The sequence below is a fragment of the Streptomyces sp. WAC05374 genome (assembly GCF_004353505.1).
Classification (GTDB): Bacteria; Actinomycetota; Actinomycetes; order Streptomycetales; family Streptomycetaceae; genus Streptomyces.
This window is the reverse complement of record NZ_SMNQ01000001.1, coordinates 875,800-890,995: the sequence shown is the minus strand read 5'-3', so window position 1 is coordinate 890,995 and position 15,196 is coordinate 875,800. Positions and strand designations below refer to the sequence as shown.

Sequence of the window (15,196 nt, the reverse complement as noted above, 5' to 3'; positions counted from 1 at the left end):
ACCTCCAAGGGCACGTGGAATGGCCGGGACCGGCACTGCGCTCGCACACGTTCATTAAGTCTCTGTTGCCATCTATTGAGATGTGCATGCCGAGGACGATACTGCCGTGGTCCATGACCCGTTCCACTCCGAACGGAGACAAGGGAGGACGACGCAGTGATCTCGTTGCGCACCACTCACGTGCGACGCAGACGTCTGGGCGTGGCCACCGCCGCGGCCGGACTCCTCGCGACACTCCTGACGGCCGGTCCGGCGGCCGCCGTGCCCGACCCCGGAGACGCCCCCCGACCACCGGCCACCGTCTCCTCGCAGGACCAGGCGGAGGCCCGCGCGGCCATCCGCTCCGGCGAGATCCCCGCTGTGGACCAGATCGTCCACAGCGCCAACATCACCCACCTCGCCAACGTCCCGCGCGAGGCGTTCACCGGCGTCAACTCCGACCTCGCCTTCCAGGGCTCGTACGCCTTCGCCGGCAACTACGACGGCTTCCGGATCTTCGACATCAGCAACCCGGCGTCCCCGAAGACCGTCGCCCAGGTCCTCTGCCCCGGTTCCCAGAACGACATATCCGTCTCCGGCAACCTGCTGTTCCTCTCCACCGACTCCTCGCGCAGCGACAACTCCTGCTCCAGCACCACGCAGCCCGCGACGGATAAGTCCTCCTGGGAGGGCATGAAGATCTTCGACATCAGCGACAAGCGCAACCCCAAGTACGTCGCCGCCGTCGAGACCGCCTGCGGCTCCCACACGCACACCCTCGTCCCGGAGCGCAGGAACGTCTACGTCTACGTCTCCTCCTACTCGCCCAACACCGCCTTCCCCGACTGCCAGCCGCCCCACGACGGCATCTCCGTCATCAAGGTGCCGCGCAAGGCCCCCGAGAAGGCCGCGATCGTGAACTTCCCCGTCCTGTTCCCGGGCGAGGGCCCCGACGGCGGCGGCAACCCCGGCGCGCCCACCAACCCGGGTGTCTCCAAGACCACCGGCTGCCACGACATCACCGTGCTGCCCTCCAAGGACCTGGCGGCCGGCGCCTGCATGGGTGACGGCATCCTGTTCTCCATCGAGGACCCGGAGAACCCGAAGGTCATCGACCAGGTGCAGGACAACGTCAACTTCGCGTTCTGGCACTCCGCCTCCTTCAACCAGAAGGCGAACAAGGTCGTCTTCACCGACGAGCTGGGCGGCGGCGGCGCCGCCACCTGCAACGCGGCCACAGGCCCGAACCGCGGCGCCGACGGCATCTACGACATCGTCGGCAAGGGCGACAAGCGCAAGCTCGTCTTCCGCAGCTACTACAAGATCGACCGGCACCAGGCGGACACCGAGAACTGCGTCGCCCACAACGGCTCGCTCATCCCGGTCAAGGGCAGGGACCTCATGGTCCAGGCCTGGTACCAGGGCGGCGTCTCGGTGTGGGACTTCACCGACTCCGCCAGGCCCAAGGAGATCGCCTACTTCGAGCGCGGCCCGCTCAGCACCGAGCGGCTGGTCGGCGGAGGCTCCTGGTCGGCCTACTACTACAACGGCCACATCTACTCGAACGACATGGTCAAGGGCCTCGACGTGCTCAGGCTCGACGACCGGCTCACCGACCCGGCGAAGCGGCTGCGGATGCACGAGCTGAACGTCCAGACGCAGCCGGACTACTTCGACGACTTCGACGACTGACCCGGCTGAACCGCCGTGCCGCCGGGCCGCTCGCAGCCCGGCGGCACACCCAGCTCCCAGTCCAGCCCGTACCGCTGGAACAGCTCCGCCCGCAGCTTCCCCACCGGCATCGGCGCACCCGGCAGCAGCACCGCGAACACGGCGCCCATCAGCAGCGCCCGCAGCAACGGGTAGTCGGTGTCCACGTCCCGCGACCCGTACCGGGCCAGCGTGTCCCGCAGCAGGAACGCCAGCCGCTGCTGCTCCGGGCCCTGTACGAAGCCCTCGGCCTGGAGGATGCCGGCCATGTGCGTCCGCATCAGCAGCGGCTGCTCCACGGCCAGGCCCAGGATCGCGTCGACGGCCCGTGCCAGCCGCTCCCGCCCGTCCTCGCTGCGCGGCTCGCGCTCCAGGGCCGCGTCCAGCGTCAGGTGCATCAGCCGGTGCACGGCCGACTGGAGGAGCTGCCGCTTGCCCGGGAAGTAGTACGACACCAGGCCGCGCGCCGAACCGGCCCGGTCCGCGATGTCGGCCAGCGTCGTCGCCTCGTACCCCCGCTCGGCGACCAGCTCCACCGTCGCCTGCAACAGCCGCTCCCGGGAACGCCGCCGCAGCTCCTCGTTGACCGATGCGCTGCGCGGGGACATGCATAACTCCTGCGTTGACTGGCTCGCAGCCAATATACTCGGACGCAGGCCGGCCGGACCGGGCGACGCGGGGGATCGCCCGGTCCGTTCCGGCCTGTACCGGCGCGCCTCAGACCCGCCGGGAGGCGACCGTCCGCTCGTACGTCACGACGGCGACGGCCACCAGACACACCCCCAGCAGCCAGCCGCCCACCACGTCCGACGCCCAGTGCACGCCCAGGTACAGGCGGGTCAGCCCCCCCCCCACCGCCGAGACGGCACCCACCAGCAGCGCGGCCGCCCACAGCCGCCGGCCCGCGCCGAACAGGGCCAGCAGCCACAGCAGCAGCCCGCAGGTGACCGCCGCCGTCATGGCGTGGCCCGAGGGGAACGCCGCGAAGTGCGCCCAGTCCACCGGGTCCCGCCACCGCGGCCGGTCCCGGCCCACCGCCACCTTCAGCACCTGCTGCACGGCGGAGCCCAGCAGGCTCACCGCCGCCGCCCACACGGCCAGCAGCCGCTCCCCGCGCCACCACAGCCACACCACGCCCGCCGCGACCAGCGCGCGCATCGTCCACGGGTCCCACACCCAGTCGCTGAGGACCCGGTTCGCCCCGGTCAGCCCCGGCCGGCGGACGGCCGAGTCGTGCAGCCCGTCCGCCACCGCCCGGTCGAAGGAGACCAGCGGCCCCCACTCGGCGGCCACGAACGCCAGCAGCACGGCCGAGAGGGCACCGGACCACAGGGCGACGGAAGAGGCGACACGGACACGTGCGGGGGAGGTCGTGGGGGAGCGCATGGGATGATCCTCCCCGAGGATGCTCCCGCTATCCCAGCACCCTCAGCGCCGGTACGAACGCCACCAGCAGCGGCACCCCCGGCACGAGCGCGGCGGCGGCCGTCAGACGCAGGCGCCGCCCGGCCGTCAGGCGCGGCTCGGCGGTCAGCAGACGGTTCACCCGGTGCGGCAGCTCGGCGTCGGGGGCGGGGGAGGGGCCGAACACCCCGCGGTGCTCGTTCAGTTCCACCAGCGCCAGCGCGGTCGTCAGCCGCCCGTACCGCCGGGACGCCACGTCGTCCGCCGCCAGCTCCACCAGCCGGTGCATCTCGTTGCGGAACGCGGCGAAGACCGGGATCTGCGGGAACCCCGTGGCCAGCGCCGACGAGCAGTGCAGCAGCCAGTCGTGGCGCGCCCGAGCGTGGCCCTGTTCATGCGCGAGCACCGCATCGAGCTGACGCCCCTTCAGGCGCCGCAGGGCCGCCGTGGTCACCACCAGACGGGGCGCCGTACCGGGGAGCCACCAGGCGTCCGGGCGCTCCCCCTCCAGCAGCACCCACGGCTCCGCGCCGGGCTCCTCACCGGGCAACAGCGGCACGCGCGCGAGGAGTTCCGCCCGGCTGCGCCGGCGTCGCGCCCGGGCCCGGCGGACCTCCCGGGTGAGCATCGCCCCGGTCCACAGCCCGCCGCACGCCAGCAGCACCGCCAGCCCGGCGGACCAGGGTCCGTGCGCGCCCAGCTCGTACGCCTCGACCACCGCGCGCGGCGCGGGCGCGAACACATGGCCCCGGACCGCCTGCCAGGCGGCCGCCGCGCTGAACGTCATCGACAGCGCGAAGCTCAGCAGCACCGCCGCCACCACGCACTGCCACACCCACAGCGCCACCACCGGCTCGCGCTCCGGCCAGTCGGCCCGCGCCAGCAGACGCGGAGCCGCCACGGCGGCCAGGAGGCCGAGCGCGAGCAGCGCGAGGGCAACCAACATGGACTCACCATAGGAGTGGTGGACTACCCACCGGTATGGCCTTGGACGGCAAGTGACGCACGCCACGGAATCCGCAGCACCCCTGCCACGGATTCCGTGGCGCTCACATCGTGACGAGCATCGCCAGCATGGCCAGCCCCATCGACACCCGGCAGGCGAGGGCCACCTCGGGCCCCGCCCGCCGCCCGCCGCCCACGGTCCCGGCCGCGCCCGCCGGAACCAGCGCGAGCCCGGCCCGCAGCACGTACACCGCGTAGTACGCGAACAGCAGCCCCGTCAGCACCGGAAGCCCGGCCCCGTGCGCCCCGTGCGAGCCGCCCGCGGTCATCGCCACCGCCATGTACACCATGGCCAGCGAGCCCACCAGGTGGTGCAGATGGTGACCGCCGCTGCGCGCCGACCACAGCGCCCGCACCGACGCGGCACCGAACACCACGGCGTAGGCCGTCCAGACCCACCGAGGGGGCGACGCGGCCGCCGCCGGAACGGCCATCACCGCCATCCCGAGCCCCATCACCGCCTCGTCCGCCGCCGTCCGGCGCTCGGCGCCCGTCGAGGTCCTCGTCCGCACCAGGCAGTACGCGCCGGCCGTCACGCACAGCGCCACCAGCAGCCAGCCGGACATCGCAGGTCCGTGCACGACCTACCTCCCCCTCGACGAGACGGCCCCCGTGGACGATGCCCATGACGGCGGGCACGCACGCGAGCGCAGGGGCGTACAGGGGGAGCGCGAACAGGGCGCGTTAGGCTCCGGGCGGGACCGACAGCAGTGAGGGAGACCATGGACACCGCACCGCCCCAGGGCACGGACGAGCTGACCTACCGTGACGCCACCGAGGCCGACGTACCGGAGCTGGTCGCGCTCGTCGAGTCGGCGTACCGGGGCGACTCCAGCCGGGCAGGCTGGACCACCGAGGCGGACATCCTCCAGGGGCAGCGCACCGACCCCGACGGCGTCCGCGACGTCATCACCAGCCCGGGGTCCCGGCTGCTCGTCGTGGAGCGGGCGGGCGAGCCGATCGCCTGCTGCCAGCTCGAACACCGGGGGGACGCCGCCTACTTCGGCATGTTCGCCGTCCGCCCCGGCCTCCAGGGCGGCGGTGTGGGCCGGCGCGTCCTCGCCGAGGCGGAGCGGCTGGCCGTCGCCGCGTGGGGCGTGCGCGAGATGCACATGACGGTGATCTCGGTGCGGGACGAGCTGATCGCCTGGTACGAGCGGCGCGGCTACCGCCGTACGGGGCGGACGACCCCGTTCCCGTACGGCGACGAGCGCTTCGGCCTCCCGCAGCGCGACGACCTGGAGTTCGAGCTGCTGGTGAAGAACCTGGCGGAGGGCGGCACCGGCCGGCCCCGCTAGGGCCTCTCGTTCGGACCTTGCTGGGCTCGCGGCGCTCCCCCAGCTTCGCTGGGAGGTGCCCCCGGGACACCGCACCTCGCGGCGTTGTCGTCGGTCGCCAATGCTCCGCAGTGGCTCCTCCCCCTGCCTTCGGCGGGGGGACCCCCACCTCCGCCTTGCGATGCGTCCCCTCGGCCCTGGCGGGCCTGGGGAGACCCCAGGCACCATGCGCCGCTCCCTGCTCCAGCCTGATCCGAACGAAAGACCCTAGGCGGCGGGTGGCGGGCCGCCCGCCTCGCCCAGCGGTGAGCCCGGGCCGCCCAGCGAGGGGCCCGGCCGGCTCCCGGTGCCCGGCGGCCGGTCCATCGACCCTGGCTTGCCCACCGTGCCGGCCCCGGCGGGCGGTCCCTCGGTACCCGTGTCGGCCGGCTCGTCGGTGTGGAACGCGAGCCGCCCGTTGCCGACCGTCACCCGCACCCGCGCGCCCGCCGGAAGGCGTCCGTCCAGCAGCAGCCGGGACAGCCGGTTGTCGACCTCGCGCTGGATCGTCCGGCGCAGCGGGCGTGCCCCGTACTCGGGCTGGTGGCCGCGGCGGGCCAGCCAGTCGACGGCGTCCGGGTCGAACTCCAGCGTGATGTGCTGGCCGCGCATCCGGCGCCGGGTCTCCTCCAGCAGCAGGTCGGTGATCCGGCGCAACTGGTCCTCGTCGAGGCGCCGGAAGAGGACGATCTCGTCGATGCGGTTGAGGAATTCGGGGCGGAAGTGCTCGCGCAGCGGCCGCAGCGCCCGCTCCCGCACCGCCTCGTCGTCCGCCTCGCTGTCCGTGGCGCCGAAACCGAGCATCCCGCGGCCGGTGCCGATGGCCTCCGAGCCGAGGTTGCTGGTCATCACGATGACCGTGTTCTTGAAGTCGACCGTGCGGCCCTGCGAGTCGGTCAGCCGCCCGTCGTCCAGCACCTGGAGCAGGATGTTGAACACGTCCGGGTGGGCCTTCTCCACCTCGTCCAGCAGGAGCAGCGAGTATGGATGACGGCGCACCGCCTCGGTGAGCTGCCCGGCCTCCTCGTGCCCCACGTACCCGGGCGGGGCGCCGACCAGCCGGCTGACGGTGTGCCGCTCCTGGAACTCGCTCATGTCCAGCCGCACCATCCGCTCGTCGCTGCCGAACAGGGCGTCCGCCAGCGCCCGGGCCAGTTCGGTCTTGCCGACGCCCGTCGGGCCGAGGAACAGGAAGCTGCCGATGGGGCGCCTGGGGTCGGCGAGGCCCGCACGGGAGCGCAGCACCGCCTCGGAGACGGCCTTGACGGCCTCGTCCTGGCCGATGACCCGCTCGCGCAGGTGCTCCTCGAGGCCCAGCAACCGCTCCTTCTCCTCCTGGGTGAGGCTGCTGACCGGGATGCCGGTCTGCCGGCTGACCACCTCGGCGATGTCCTCCGCCGTGACCTCCACGGCCGGCCCGTCACCGGCGGGCTGCGCGGTCCGTCCCGCCTTGATCCGCTCGGTGACCTCCTGGATGCGGTCGCGCAGTTCCATCGCCTTCTCGTACTGCTCGGCGGCGACCGCCTGGTCCTTGTCCCGGGCGAGCTGCTCCGCCTGCCGCTCCAGCGCCCGCACGTCGGTGTTCGTGTGCGTGCGCAGCCGCACCCGGGCGCCCGCCTGGTCGATCAGGTCGATGGCCTTGTCGGGCAGGAACCGCTCCGTCAGGTACCGGTCGGACAGCTCCACGGCGGCCTGCAGCGCCTCGTCGGTGTAGCGGACCTGGTGGTGGGCCTCGTAGCGGTCCTGGAGCCCCCGCAGGATCTCCAGGGCGTCCTCGGGGCTCGGCTCGGGCACCAGGATCGGCTGGAACCGGCGGGCGAGGGCCGCGTCCTTCTCGATGTAGCGGCGGTACTCCTCCATCGTCGTCGCGCCGATGACGTGCAGCTCGCCCCGGGCGAGGGCGGGCTTGAGCATGTTGCCCGCGTCCATGGAGCCGCTGTCGCCGCCGCCGCTGCCCGCGCCGGCGCCGACGACCGTGTGCAGCTCGTCGATGAAGACGATCAGCTCGCCGGAGTGGGTGCGGATCTCCTCGATGATGGCGTTCAGCCGCTCCTCGAAGTCGCCCCGGTAGCGGGTGCCGGCGACCACGCCGGACAGGTCCAGGGCGACGACCCTGCGGTCGCGCAGGGTGTCCGGGACGTCATGCTCGGCGATGCGCTGGGCCAGCCCCTCGACGATGGCCGTCTTGCCGACACCGGCGTCGCCGATCAGCACGGGGTTGTTCTTGCCGCGCCGGGACAGCACCTCCACGGTCTGCTCGATCTCCAGGTCCCGGCCGATCACCGGGTCGATCCGGCCCGCCTTGGCCATGTCCGTGAGGTCGCGGCCGTACTTGTCCAGCGTCGGCGTGCCGCGCTGCGGCGCCGGCCGCTGGTCGGCGTCGCCCACCCAGGGGCCCGGTCCGCCGCGCCCGGCCCCGGAGCCCTGCACGGAGCCCGGGTCGAACTTGGCGGCGTTCAGGATGCGGCCCGCCGCCGAGTCGGGGTTGGAGGCGAGCGCCGCCAGCACGTGCTCCGGGCCGATGTACGAGGCGCCCGTGTGCCGCGCCAGGTCGTGGGCGTCGAGCAGCGCCCGTTTGACGGCGGGCGTGACGGCGATCCGCGACTGGGGCGGGCCCTCGCCGGCCGTCCGGTCGATCTCCTCGGCCAGGGCGTCCGGGTCGGCACCCGCGCGGGCGATCAGGTCGCGGGTGGGCTCGGTGGCGAGCGCGGCCCGCAGCAGGTGCTCGGTCTCCAGGTCGGTACTGCCGTGCTCGGCCGCGTACGAGGCGGCGTCGCCCACCATCCGGCGCGCGGGCTCGCTCATCAGGCGCCCTATGTCGATGTACCGGGGGATGGGCCGCCCGCCCGCGGGTGCCGATCCGGCCCCGCCCCCGAAGAAGCGGGCCAGAAACTCGCTGAAGGGGTCGGAGCCGTAACCCTCCGGACCCATGAAACCGCTGCTCATATGCGTCCGTTCCGGTGTCCGGTAATGGCCGGGACACGCTGTACGAGAAGACCTGCTGGATCCAGGTCGCGGGTTCCCGAGCGCATTCCGGTTACACCTGTGACGGACGGGACGCGGCGGCTCCGCCCGGCGCGGACGGCGGGCGGAGCCGTGGCGGCGGGGACGGCGCCCGTCAGGCCGTGAAGCGGCCCGTACGCCGGATCTCCGGGTGGTCGGTGGTCGCCCCGTCCAGTTCCAGGGCGCGGACGAGCCGCAGGTGCTGCGGCGTGTTGACCACCCAGGCGATGACCCCCAGGCCCGCCGCGCGCGCCCGCTCGGTGGTCTCCAGCGTGAGCCGCCGGATGTCCAGCGCCAGCGTGCCCGCGCCCACGGCCCGCGCCCGCGCCACGATGTCGTCGCCCCAGTGGCTCGCGATCAGCACTGTCCGGACCCCCGGCACGAGCCGGGCGATCTCGGCGACCGCCTCGTCGTGGAACGACGAGACCTCCACCCGCCCGGCCAGGTCGCGCCGGCGCATGACCTCGGCCAGCGCGCGGGCGGCCGCCACGTCCTTGATCTCCGCCTGGAGGGGGGTCCGCACGGCGTCCAGGACCTCCTCGAACACCGGGACGCGCTCGCCGAGCCCGGCGTCGAGCTCCCGCAGCTCGGCGAGGGTCTTGTCGGCGATCGCCCCGGTGCCGTCGGTCGTCCGGTCCACCTCGGCGTCGTGCATGACGACGAGGGCGCCGTCCTTGCTCAGGTGCAGGTCCAGCTCGATGACGTCCATGCCCGCGTGCTCGGCGCGGACGAAGGACCGCAGGGTGTTCTCCGGTTCGACACCCATGACTCCGCGATGACCGATGGTGAGGAAACTCAAGATCTTCTCGCTTCCGTCGACGGCGGGTACCGCGCGGTGCCGTGCCACACGCGGCACCGTCGCAGCCTAACGATCCGCGCCCGGGACGGAACCCGTCCCGCGCGGGGAAGAGGAGTGATCCGGCCCGGGCGCGGCGACGCCCAGGACGAATCCGGTGAGGAGGGCGGCGACAAGGACGGCACGGATGCTCATGCGTACGGCTCCGGAAAGGGGGCAGCGGTGACTGGTCGGTCCTACCCGCGCCGCCCGGCGTGCCGAACCGGTCTTCACCCGTGCGTGGGCGCGTCGTTGGGAGTGCGGCGCGGCGGGTCGCGCCGGGCTCCGGCAGGACGGAGGGACTCCGTGGATGCGGCTGCATCACCCACCTCGGACAGGAAAAACAGCGGCCTCGGTGGGGGGTCGGCAGGATAATTTCTTCCTGCTCCCCTTGTGGCGGAGAAGCACCCATGGATACGGTGCCTTGACGCGAGGTTCTCCCGTGGAGGAAGTGTGATGACGGAAATTCTTGTGCAGGATGCAGTGGGCGGGGACGTGACCGCCGACGCCAGGGTGATCGACCACCCGGCGTGGCCCGAGCTCAAGAATGCCGTGGAAGAGATCCGCACCTGGCAGTCCGCGGACGGTTCCATCGACTTCGGCGCCGAGGGCGCGCCCGGCCGTGCCCTCGTCGACACCACCGTCGACCGGGTCGTCGCCGCGGTCGAGCAGCTCTCCCCGCTGCTCCCGCACGACACGGCGTACCACCGGGCGCTCGTCGCCGACGTGCGCAAGTGGGCCGGCGGCGGCTACGCGGTGCCCGACTTCCTGGACTCCCTGCTGGCCTTCCAGCCCGCCGCGAACCGGCTCGACGGCCTCCAGCACCTGGTGCTGTTCCCGATGTACACCCAGAACGGCAACCCCGACCGCAACCTTGAAGCGGTCGTGCTGCGCATGGTCTGGCCGGAGTGGCTCGCCGAGCTGGAGGCGACCCGCTACGACAACCCGCTGTTCTGCGGCATCACCTTCGAGGACTTCACCTCGGGCTACGACACCAACTCGGCGGTCCTCTTCCCGGAGACCATCGCCGTGCGCGAGGCCCCCGAGCGCTTCAGTTGGGGTGGCATCTTCTGCGACCGCGAGGCCGCCCGTTTCCGCCGCGTCACCGAGGCGGCGGTGGACATCCTGGGCATGGACCTGCCGGACGACATCCGCGAGATGCTCGGCGACCAGGAGCGCTGCGAGAAGGCGTTCGTGCTCTGGGACATGGTCCACGACCGCACCCACAGCCACGGTGACCTGCCGTTCGACCCCTTCATGATCAAGCAGCGCCAGCCGTTCTGGATGTACGGCCTGGAGGAGCTGCGCTGCGACCTCACCGCCTTCAAGGAGGCCGTGAAGCTGGAGGGCGAGGGCCACCCGCACGGCCGGGACGTCCAGTACGCCGTCCTGTTCGACCGGATGTTCCGCTTCCCGGTCACCGGCGACCGCAACCGCAACTACGACGGTCTCGGCGGCCAGCTCCTCTTCGCGTACCTGCACAAGCACGACGTGCTGCGCTGGACCGACAACACGCTCAAGATCGACTGGGAGCGGGCCCCGCAGATCACCAACCAGCTCTGCGGCGAGATCGAGCAGCTCTACCGCGACGGCATCGACCGCCCGAAGCTGGTCCACTGGTTCGCCGCGTACGACCTGGTCTCCACCTACCTCGCCCCGCACCCCGGCTCGCGCTGGGCGAAGGGCCCCGACGCGCTGGACCTGAGCCTGCCGCCGCGCAAGCTGGTCGACGACGTGCTTCCGGACGAGTTTCCGCTGAGCATGTTCTATGAGGCCCTCTCCAAGAAGCTCAAGAACGTGATCGCCTCCACCAAGGGCATCACGGCCGACAAGGCCGGCGAGAAGGCCGCCGCGTGAGCTCTCGTACGGAGGAGACGACGACCATGAACGGCAAGGGCAACGGAAACGGCCCGCTCGAGGGCGCTGTCGTCGCGGTGGCCGGAGCGGGCGGCGCCGCCGGCCGTGCCGCCCTGCTGCGGCTCGCGGAGGCGGGCGCGACCGTGGTCGCCTCCGACGCGGACCCCGAGCGCCTCGCCGAGGCGGTCGACGCGGCCCGCTACGCGCACGGCGGGGCCACCGTCACCGGTGACACCGTCGACCTGCTCGACCTCGGTGCGGCGCGCGAGTGGGCGGACAAGACCGAGAAGGAGTTCGGCCGCGTGGACGGCCTGGTCCACCTCGTCGGCGGCTGGCGCGGCAGCGCCACCTTCGCCGAGACGGACCTCGCCGACTGGACGCTGCTGGAGAAGCTGCTGATCCGCACGGTCCAGCACACCTCCCTCGCCTTCCACGACGGCCTCCTGCGCAGCGACCGCGGCCGCTACGTGCTGGTCAGCGCCTCCGGCGCCAGCAAGCCCACCGCCGGGAACGCCGCGTACTCGGCCTCCAAGGCGGCGGCCGAGGCGTGGACCCTCGCGCTCGGCGACGCCTTCCGCAAGGCGGGCGGCGAAGAGGGCCCGAAGGCCGCGGCTACGATCCTGATCGTGAAGGCTCTGGTGCACGACGCCATGCGCGCCGAGCGCCCGAACGCGAAGTTCGCGGGCTTCACGGACGTCAAGGATCTGGCCGACGAGATCGCCGCCGTCTGGGACAAGCCCGCCCGGGAAGTGAATGGACAGCGCCTGTGGCTGACCCCCAAGCCGTGACCCCCGACACCGCCAGGACCGACGCACGGCGTCGCCACGACCCCGGCGTCCGGGGCTTCGCCAGCGACAACTACGCCGGCGCGCACCCCGAGGTCATGGCCGCACTCGCCCTCGCCAACGGCGGCCACCAGGTCGCCTACGGCGAGGACGTGTACACCGAGCACCTCCAGCGGGTCATGCACAGCCACTTCGGCCCGACCGCCGAGGCGTTCCCGGTGTTCAACGGCACCGGTGCCAACGTCACCGCCCTGCAGTCGCTCACCGACCGCTGGGGCGCGGTCATCTGCGCCGAGTCCGCCCACATCAACGTGGACGAGGGCGGGGCGCCCGAGCGCATGGCCGGGCTGAAGCTGCTGACCGTCCCCACTCCGGACGGCAAGCTGACGCCCGAGCTGATCGACCGGCAGGCGTTCGGCTGGGAGGACGAGCACCGCGCCATGCCGCAGGTGGTCTCGATCACCCAGAACACCGAGCTGGGCACCGTCTACACGGTGGAGGAGATCCGCGCGATCGTCGAGCACGCGCACGGCCTGGGCATGAAGGTGCACCTCGACGGTGCCCGGATAGCCAACGCGGCCGCCTCGCTGGACGTCCCGATGCGGGCGTTCACCAACGCGGTCGGCGTGGACGTCATGTCGTTCGGCGGGACGAAGAACGGCATGCTCTTCGGCGAGTGCGTGATCGCGCTCAACCCGGACGTGGCCCGCCACATGAAGCACCTGCGCAAGATGTCCATGCAGCTCGCCTCCAAGATGCGGTTCGTCTCGGTGCAGTTCGAGGCGCTGCTCGCCAAGGACCTGTGGCTGCGCAACGCCCGGCATGCCAACGCCATGGCGCAGCGCCTGGCGGAGGGCGTGCGCGCGGTGGACGGGGTGGAGATCCTCTACCCGGTGCAGGCGAACGGCGTGTTCGCGCGGCTGCCGCAGGAGGTGACCCGGCGGCTCCAGGAGCGGTTCCGGTTCTACTTCTGGGACGAGGCGGCCGGCGTGGTGCGCTGGATGTGCTCCTTCGACACCACCGAGGACGACGTCGACGCCTTCGTGCTGGCGCTCAAGGAAGAGATGACGCACGGTAGGGGCTGACTGCATACGTATGCGGCCGATCGGAAATTGATTGACTCCGGTCGGCCGCTTCCCTATGGTCGGCCACCATGGAGCTGATCCAGCAGGTCCCCGAACTCTCGGCGTACCTCGCTGCCGACGACGTCATCGACCATGAGCACCCGCGGGTGCGCGAGGTCGCGCACCGCCTCGCCGCCGCACACGGCGACGCATACGCATACGCCAGGGCGGCCTTCGAGTACGTCCGCGACACCGTCGCGCACTCCATGGACACCGACGACCCGCGCGTCACCTGGCGCGCCTCCGACGTGCTGGAGCAGCGCACCGGCATCTGTTACGCCAAGTCCCACGCGCTCGCCGCCCTGCTGCGCGCCCGGTCCGTGCCCGCCGCCCTGTGCTACCAGAGGTTCGACGTGGTGCACGGTCTCGTCGCGGTCAGGCTGCCGGGTGGCCCGGGGTGGGTACGGCAGGACCCGCGCGGCAACGGGCCCGGCGTGGACGCCCAGTTCCGTACCGACCGCGAGCAACTGGCGTTCACCGTACGGCCCGAGTCCAACCAAGTGGACTACCCGGTGTTGTACGCTACACCGCACCCGGTCGTTCTGAGCGCCCTGCGGGCCGCCCGGGACCGGCCCCACCTGGACGCGACGCTCCCCACGAACCTGTGAACCCTGAACGGCGGACCATGAACCTGACGCTCACCGTGGCCGACGAGGTGCGCACCCTCGTCCCCGGCTTCACCCATCTCGCCATCGAGGCCCGCGGACTGGTCAACGGCCCCAGCGACGCGGCCAGTTCCGCCCTCCTGGACGACGCCGCCCGCCGCCTGGCCGAGCGCCTCGGCGGACGCGCCCCGCACGAGGACCCGCACGTCGCCGCCTGGCGCGAGGCCTACAGCGCGTTCGGCGCCAAGCCGTCCCGTACCCGCAACTCCGCCGAGGCGCTCGCCAAGCGCGCCCTCGCCGACGGCGGCCTGCCCCGCATCAACCTGCTCGTCGACGCCTACAACGCCGTCAGCGTGGCCCACCTGATCCCGGTCGGCGGCGAGGACACCGACCGCATCCGCGGCGGGATGCGGCTCGTCCGCGCCACCGGGACCGAGCCGTTCGTCACCGTCGCCGGGGGCGAGGAGACCGTCGAGCACCCCGAGGCCGGCGAGGTGGTCTGGTGCGACGACGAGGGCGTCACCTGCCGCCGCTGGAACTGGCGCCAGGGCGTACGCACCCGCCTCACCGAGCAGTCGGTCAACGCGCTGTTCCTGCTGGAGAGCCTGGCGCCCATGACACGCGGCGAGCTCCAGGCCGCCGGGGCCGAGCTCGCCGAGTCGCTGGAGAAGCTGAGCCCCGGGGCGCGGATCACGGTCCGCGACCCCGAGTAGCCCGCCGGGCGCCGGCTCAGCCCGCCTCGCGGACCTCGGCGGCGGTCGGCGCCGTGCCCCCGAGGTGCGCGGGCACCCACCAGGTGTCGCTCGCGTCCTTGGGGCGTACGGGGTAGGCGCGCTGCGCCGCCTCCAGCAGCTCCTGCACCCGGTCGCGCAGCCGCCGGGTGATCGCGCCCGCGTACTGGTCGGTCGGCGCCTCCACCGGCTCGCCCACCCGGATGGTCACCGGGATGTGGCTGCGCTTGAAGTTGCGCGGCCGCCCCTTGGTCCACAGCCGCTGGGTGCCCCACAGGGCCATCGGGACCAGCGGTACGCCGGCCTCCTGGGCCAGGCGGGCGGCGCCGGACTTGAAGCTCTTGAGCGTGAAGGACTGGGAGATCGTCGCCTCGGGGAACACCCCGATGATCTCACCCGAGCGCAGCGACTCCAGGGCGTGCCGGTAGGCCGCCTCGCCCTGCGCGCGGTCCACCGGAATGTGCTTCATGCCGCGCATCAGCGGACCGGAGATCCGGTGCCGGAACACCGAGTCCTTGGCCATGAACCGCACCAGGCGCTTCTGCGGCAGCGCAGCCAGGCCGGAGAAGATGAAGTCCAGGTAGCTGATGTGGTTGCTGACCAGCACGGCGCCACCGGTGCGGGGGATGTTCTCCGAACCCTGAGTGTCGATCTTCAGGTCGAGCGCCTTGAACATCGTGAGAGCGGCGCCGATGACCGGCCGATAGACGAGTTCTGCCATCTGGAGAAAGCCCCTTTTCTTCAGTGCCTGGGGAGGGTCCTCCCGGCGGAAGTTACGCAAGTTACGCAGCCGTAGGTATCCGGCATTGGGCCGATCGTGCACCATGTGCGCCGTACAGGCC

Annotated in this window: 15 protein-coding genes; 7 read left to right on the top strand and 8 right to left on the bottom strand. The window is 72.2% G+C overall.

Translation table 11 applies throughout. From position 1 onward, the window contains the following. The first annotated feature begins 156 nt into the window (after positions 1–156). A complete protein-coding gene (locus E2B92_RS03975) occupies positions 157–1,671 on the top strand; it encodes an LVIVD repeat-containing protein (protein ID WP_126883383.1) in 1,515 nt (504 codons plus the stop codon). Here the strand turns inward: E2B92_RS03975 and E2B92_RS03970 are convergent. The 4 genes from E2B92_RS03970 to E2B92_RS03955 all read right to left on the bottom strand — a co-directional run bounded on the left by E2B92_RS03970 (position 1,647) and on the right by E2B92_RS03955 (position 4,679). Then, positions 1,647–2,297, bottom strand: coding sequence for a TetR/AcrR family transcriptional regulator (locus E2B92_RS03970; RefSeq protein WP_126883382.1), 651 nt, complete (start codon positions 2,295–2,297; stop codon positions 1,647–1,649). The genes E2B92_RS03975 and E2B92_RS03970 overlap by 25 nt on opposite strands. 109 nt (positions 2,298–2,406) lie before the next feature. Further along, a complete protein-coding gene (locus tag E2B92_RS03965) occupies positions 2,407–3,075 on the bottom strand; it encodes a phosphatase PAP2 family protein (RefSeq protein ID WP_133087388.1) in 669 nt (222 codons plus the stop codon). Between the two features lie 28 nt (positions 3,076–3,103). Beyond that, positions 3,104–4,039, bottom strand: coding sequence for a M56 family metallopeptidase (locus E2B92_RS03960; RefSeq protein WP_126883380.1), 936 nt, complete (start codon positions 4,037–4,039; stop codon positions 3,104–3,106). Between the two features lie 103 nt (positions 4,040–4,142). Continuing rightward, complete coding sequence (locus E2B92_RS03955; RefSeq protein ID WP_126883379.1) at positions 4,143–4,679, bottom strand: DUF5134 domain-containing protein; 537 nt, start codon at positions 4,677–4,679, stop codon at positions 4,143–4,145. Positions 4,680–4,820: 141 nt separating this feature from the next. Between E2B92_RS03955 and E2B92_RS03950 the strand changes: the two genes are divergently transcribed. Then, complete coding sequence (locus E2B92_RS03950; protein ID WP_126883378.1) at positions 4,821–5,396, top strand: GNAT family N-acetyltransferase; 576 nt, start codon at positions 4,821–4,823, stop codon at positions 5,394–5,396. 246 nt (positions 5,397–5,642) lie between these two features. Here the strand turns inward: E2B92_RS03950 and E2B92_RS03945 are convergent, their stop codons facing one another. The 3 genes from E2B92_RS03945 to E2B92_RS33745 form a co-directional block, all read right to left on the bottom strand. After that, positions 5,643–8,360, bottom strand: a complete 2,718-nt coding sequence (locus tag E2B92_RS03945) for an ATP-dependent Clp protease ATP-binding subunit (protein ID WP_126883377.1) — start codon at positions 8,358–8,360, stop codon at positions 5,643–5,645. A gap of 172 nt (positions 8,361–8,532) precedes the next feature. Then, complete coding sequence (locus E2B92_RS03940) at positions 8,533–9,216, bottom strand: glycerophosphodiester phosphodiesterase (protein WP_126883415.1); 684 nt, start codon at positions 9,214–9,216, stop codon at positions 8,533–8,535. 66 nt (positions 9,217–9,282) lie between these two features. Next, complete coding sequence (locus E2B92_RS33745; RefSeq protein WP_260604296.1) at positions 9,283–9,408, bottom strand: hypothetical protein; 126 nt, start codon at positions 9,406–9,408, stop codon at positions 9,283–9,285. Positions 9,409–9,708: 300 nt separating this feature from the next. Here E2B92_RS33745 and E2B92_RS03935 point away from each other — a divergent pair, with 300 nt between their 5' ends. From E2B92_RS03935 to E2B92_RS03915, 5 genes are all read left to right on the top strand, one after another. Next, a complete protein-coding gene (locus tag E2B92_RS03935; protein ID WP_126883376.1) occupies positions 9,709–11,109 on the top strand; it encodes a DUF6421 family protein in 1,401 nt (466 codons plus the stop codon). Positions 11,110–11,135: 26 nt separating this feature from the next. After that, the gene (locus E2B92_RS03930; RefSeq protein ID WP_126883414.1) at positions 11,136–11,897 is read left to right on the top strand and encodes an SDR family NAD(P)-dependent oxidoreductase; all 762 of its coding nucleotides are present in this window, start codon (positions 11,136–11,138) and stop codon (positions 11,895–11,897) included. Beyond that, positions 11,876–12,979, top strand: a complete 1,104-nt coding sequence (locus tag E2B92_RS03925) for a threonine aldolase family protein (protein ID WP_235023677.1) — start codon at positions 11,876–11,878, stop codon at positions 12,977–12,979. The genes E2B92_RS03930 and E2B92_RS03925 overlap by 22 nt, the downstream gene beginning before the upstream one ends. 68 nt (positions 12,980–13,047) lie before the next feature. Next, positions 13,048–13,626, top strand: coding sequence for a transglutaminase-like domain-containing protein (locus E2B92_RS03920; RefSeq protein WP_126883375.1), 579 nt, complete (start codon positions 13,048–13,050; stop codon positions 13,624–13,626). 17 nt (positions 13,627–13,643) lie between these two features. Next, positions 13,644–14,336 (top strand): B3/B4 domain-containing protein, encoded by a 693-nt coding sequence (locus tag E2B92_RS03915; RefSeq protein ID WP_126883374.1) that lies wholly within the window; start codon positions 13,644–13,646, stop codon positions 14,334–14,336. A 16-nt stretch (positions 14,337–14,352) separates the two neighbouring features. Here the strand turns inward: E2B92_RS03915 and E2B92_RS03910 are convergent, their stop codons facing one another. Further along, on the bottom strand, positions 14,353–15,075 hold the full coding sequence (locus E2B92_RS03910) for a lysophospholipid acyltransferase family protein (RefSeq protein ID WP_126883373.1): 723 nt from the start codon (positions 15,073–15,075) through the stop codon (positions 14,353–14,355). Between the last annotated feature and the right edge of the window lie 121 nt (positions 15,076–15,196).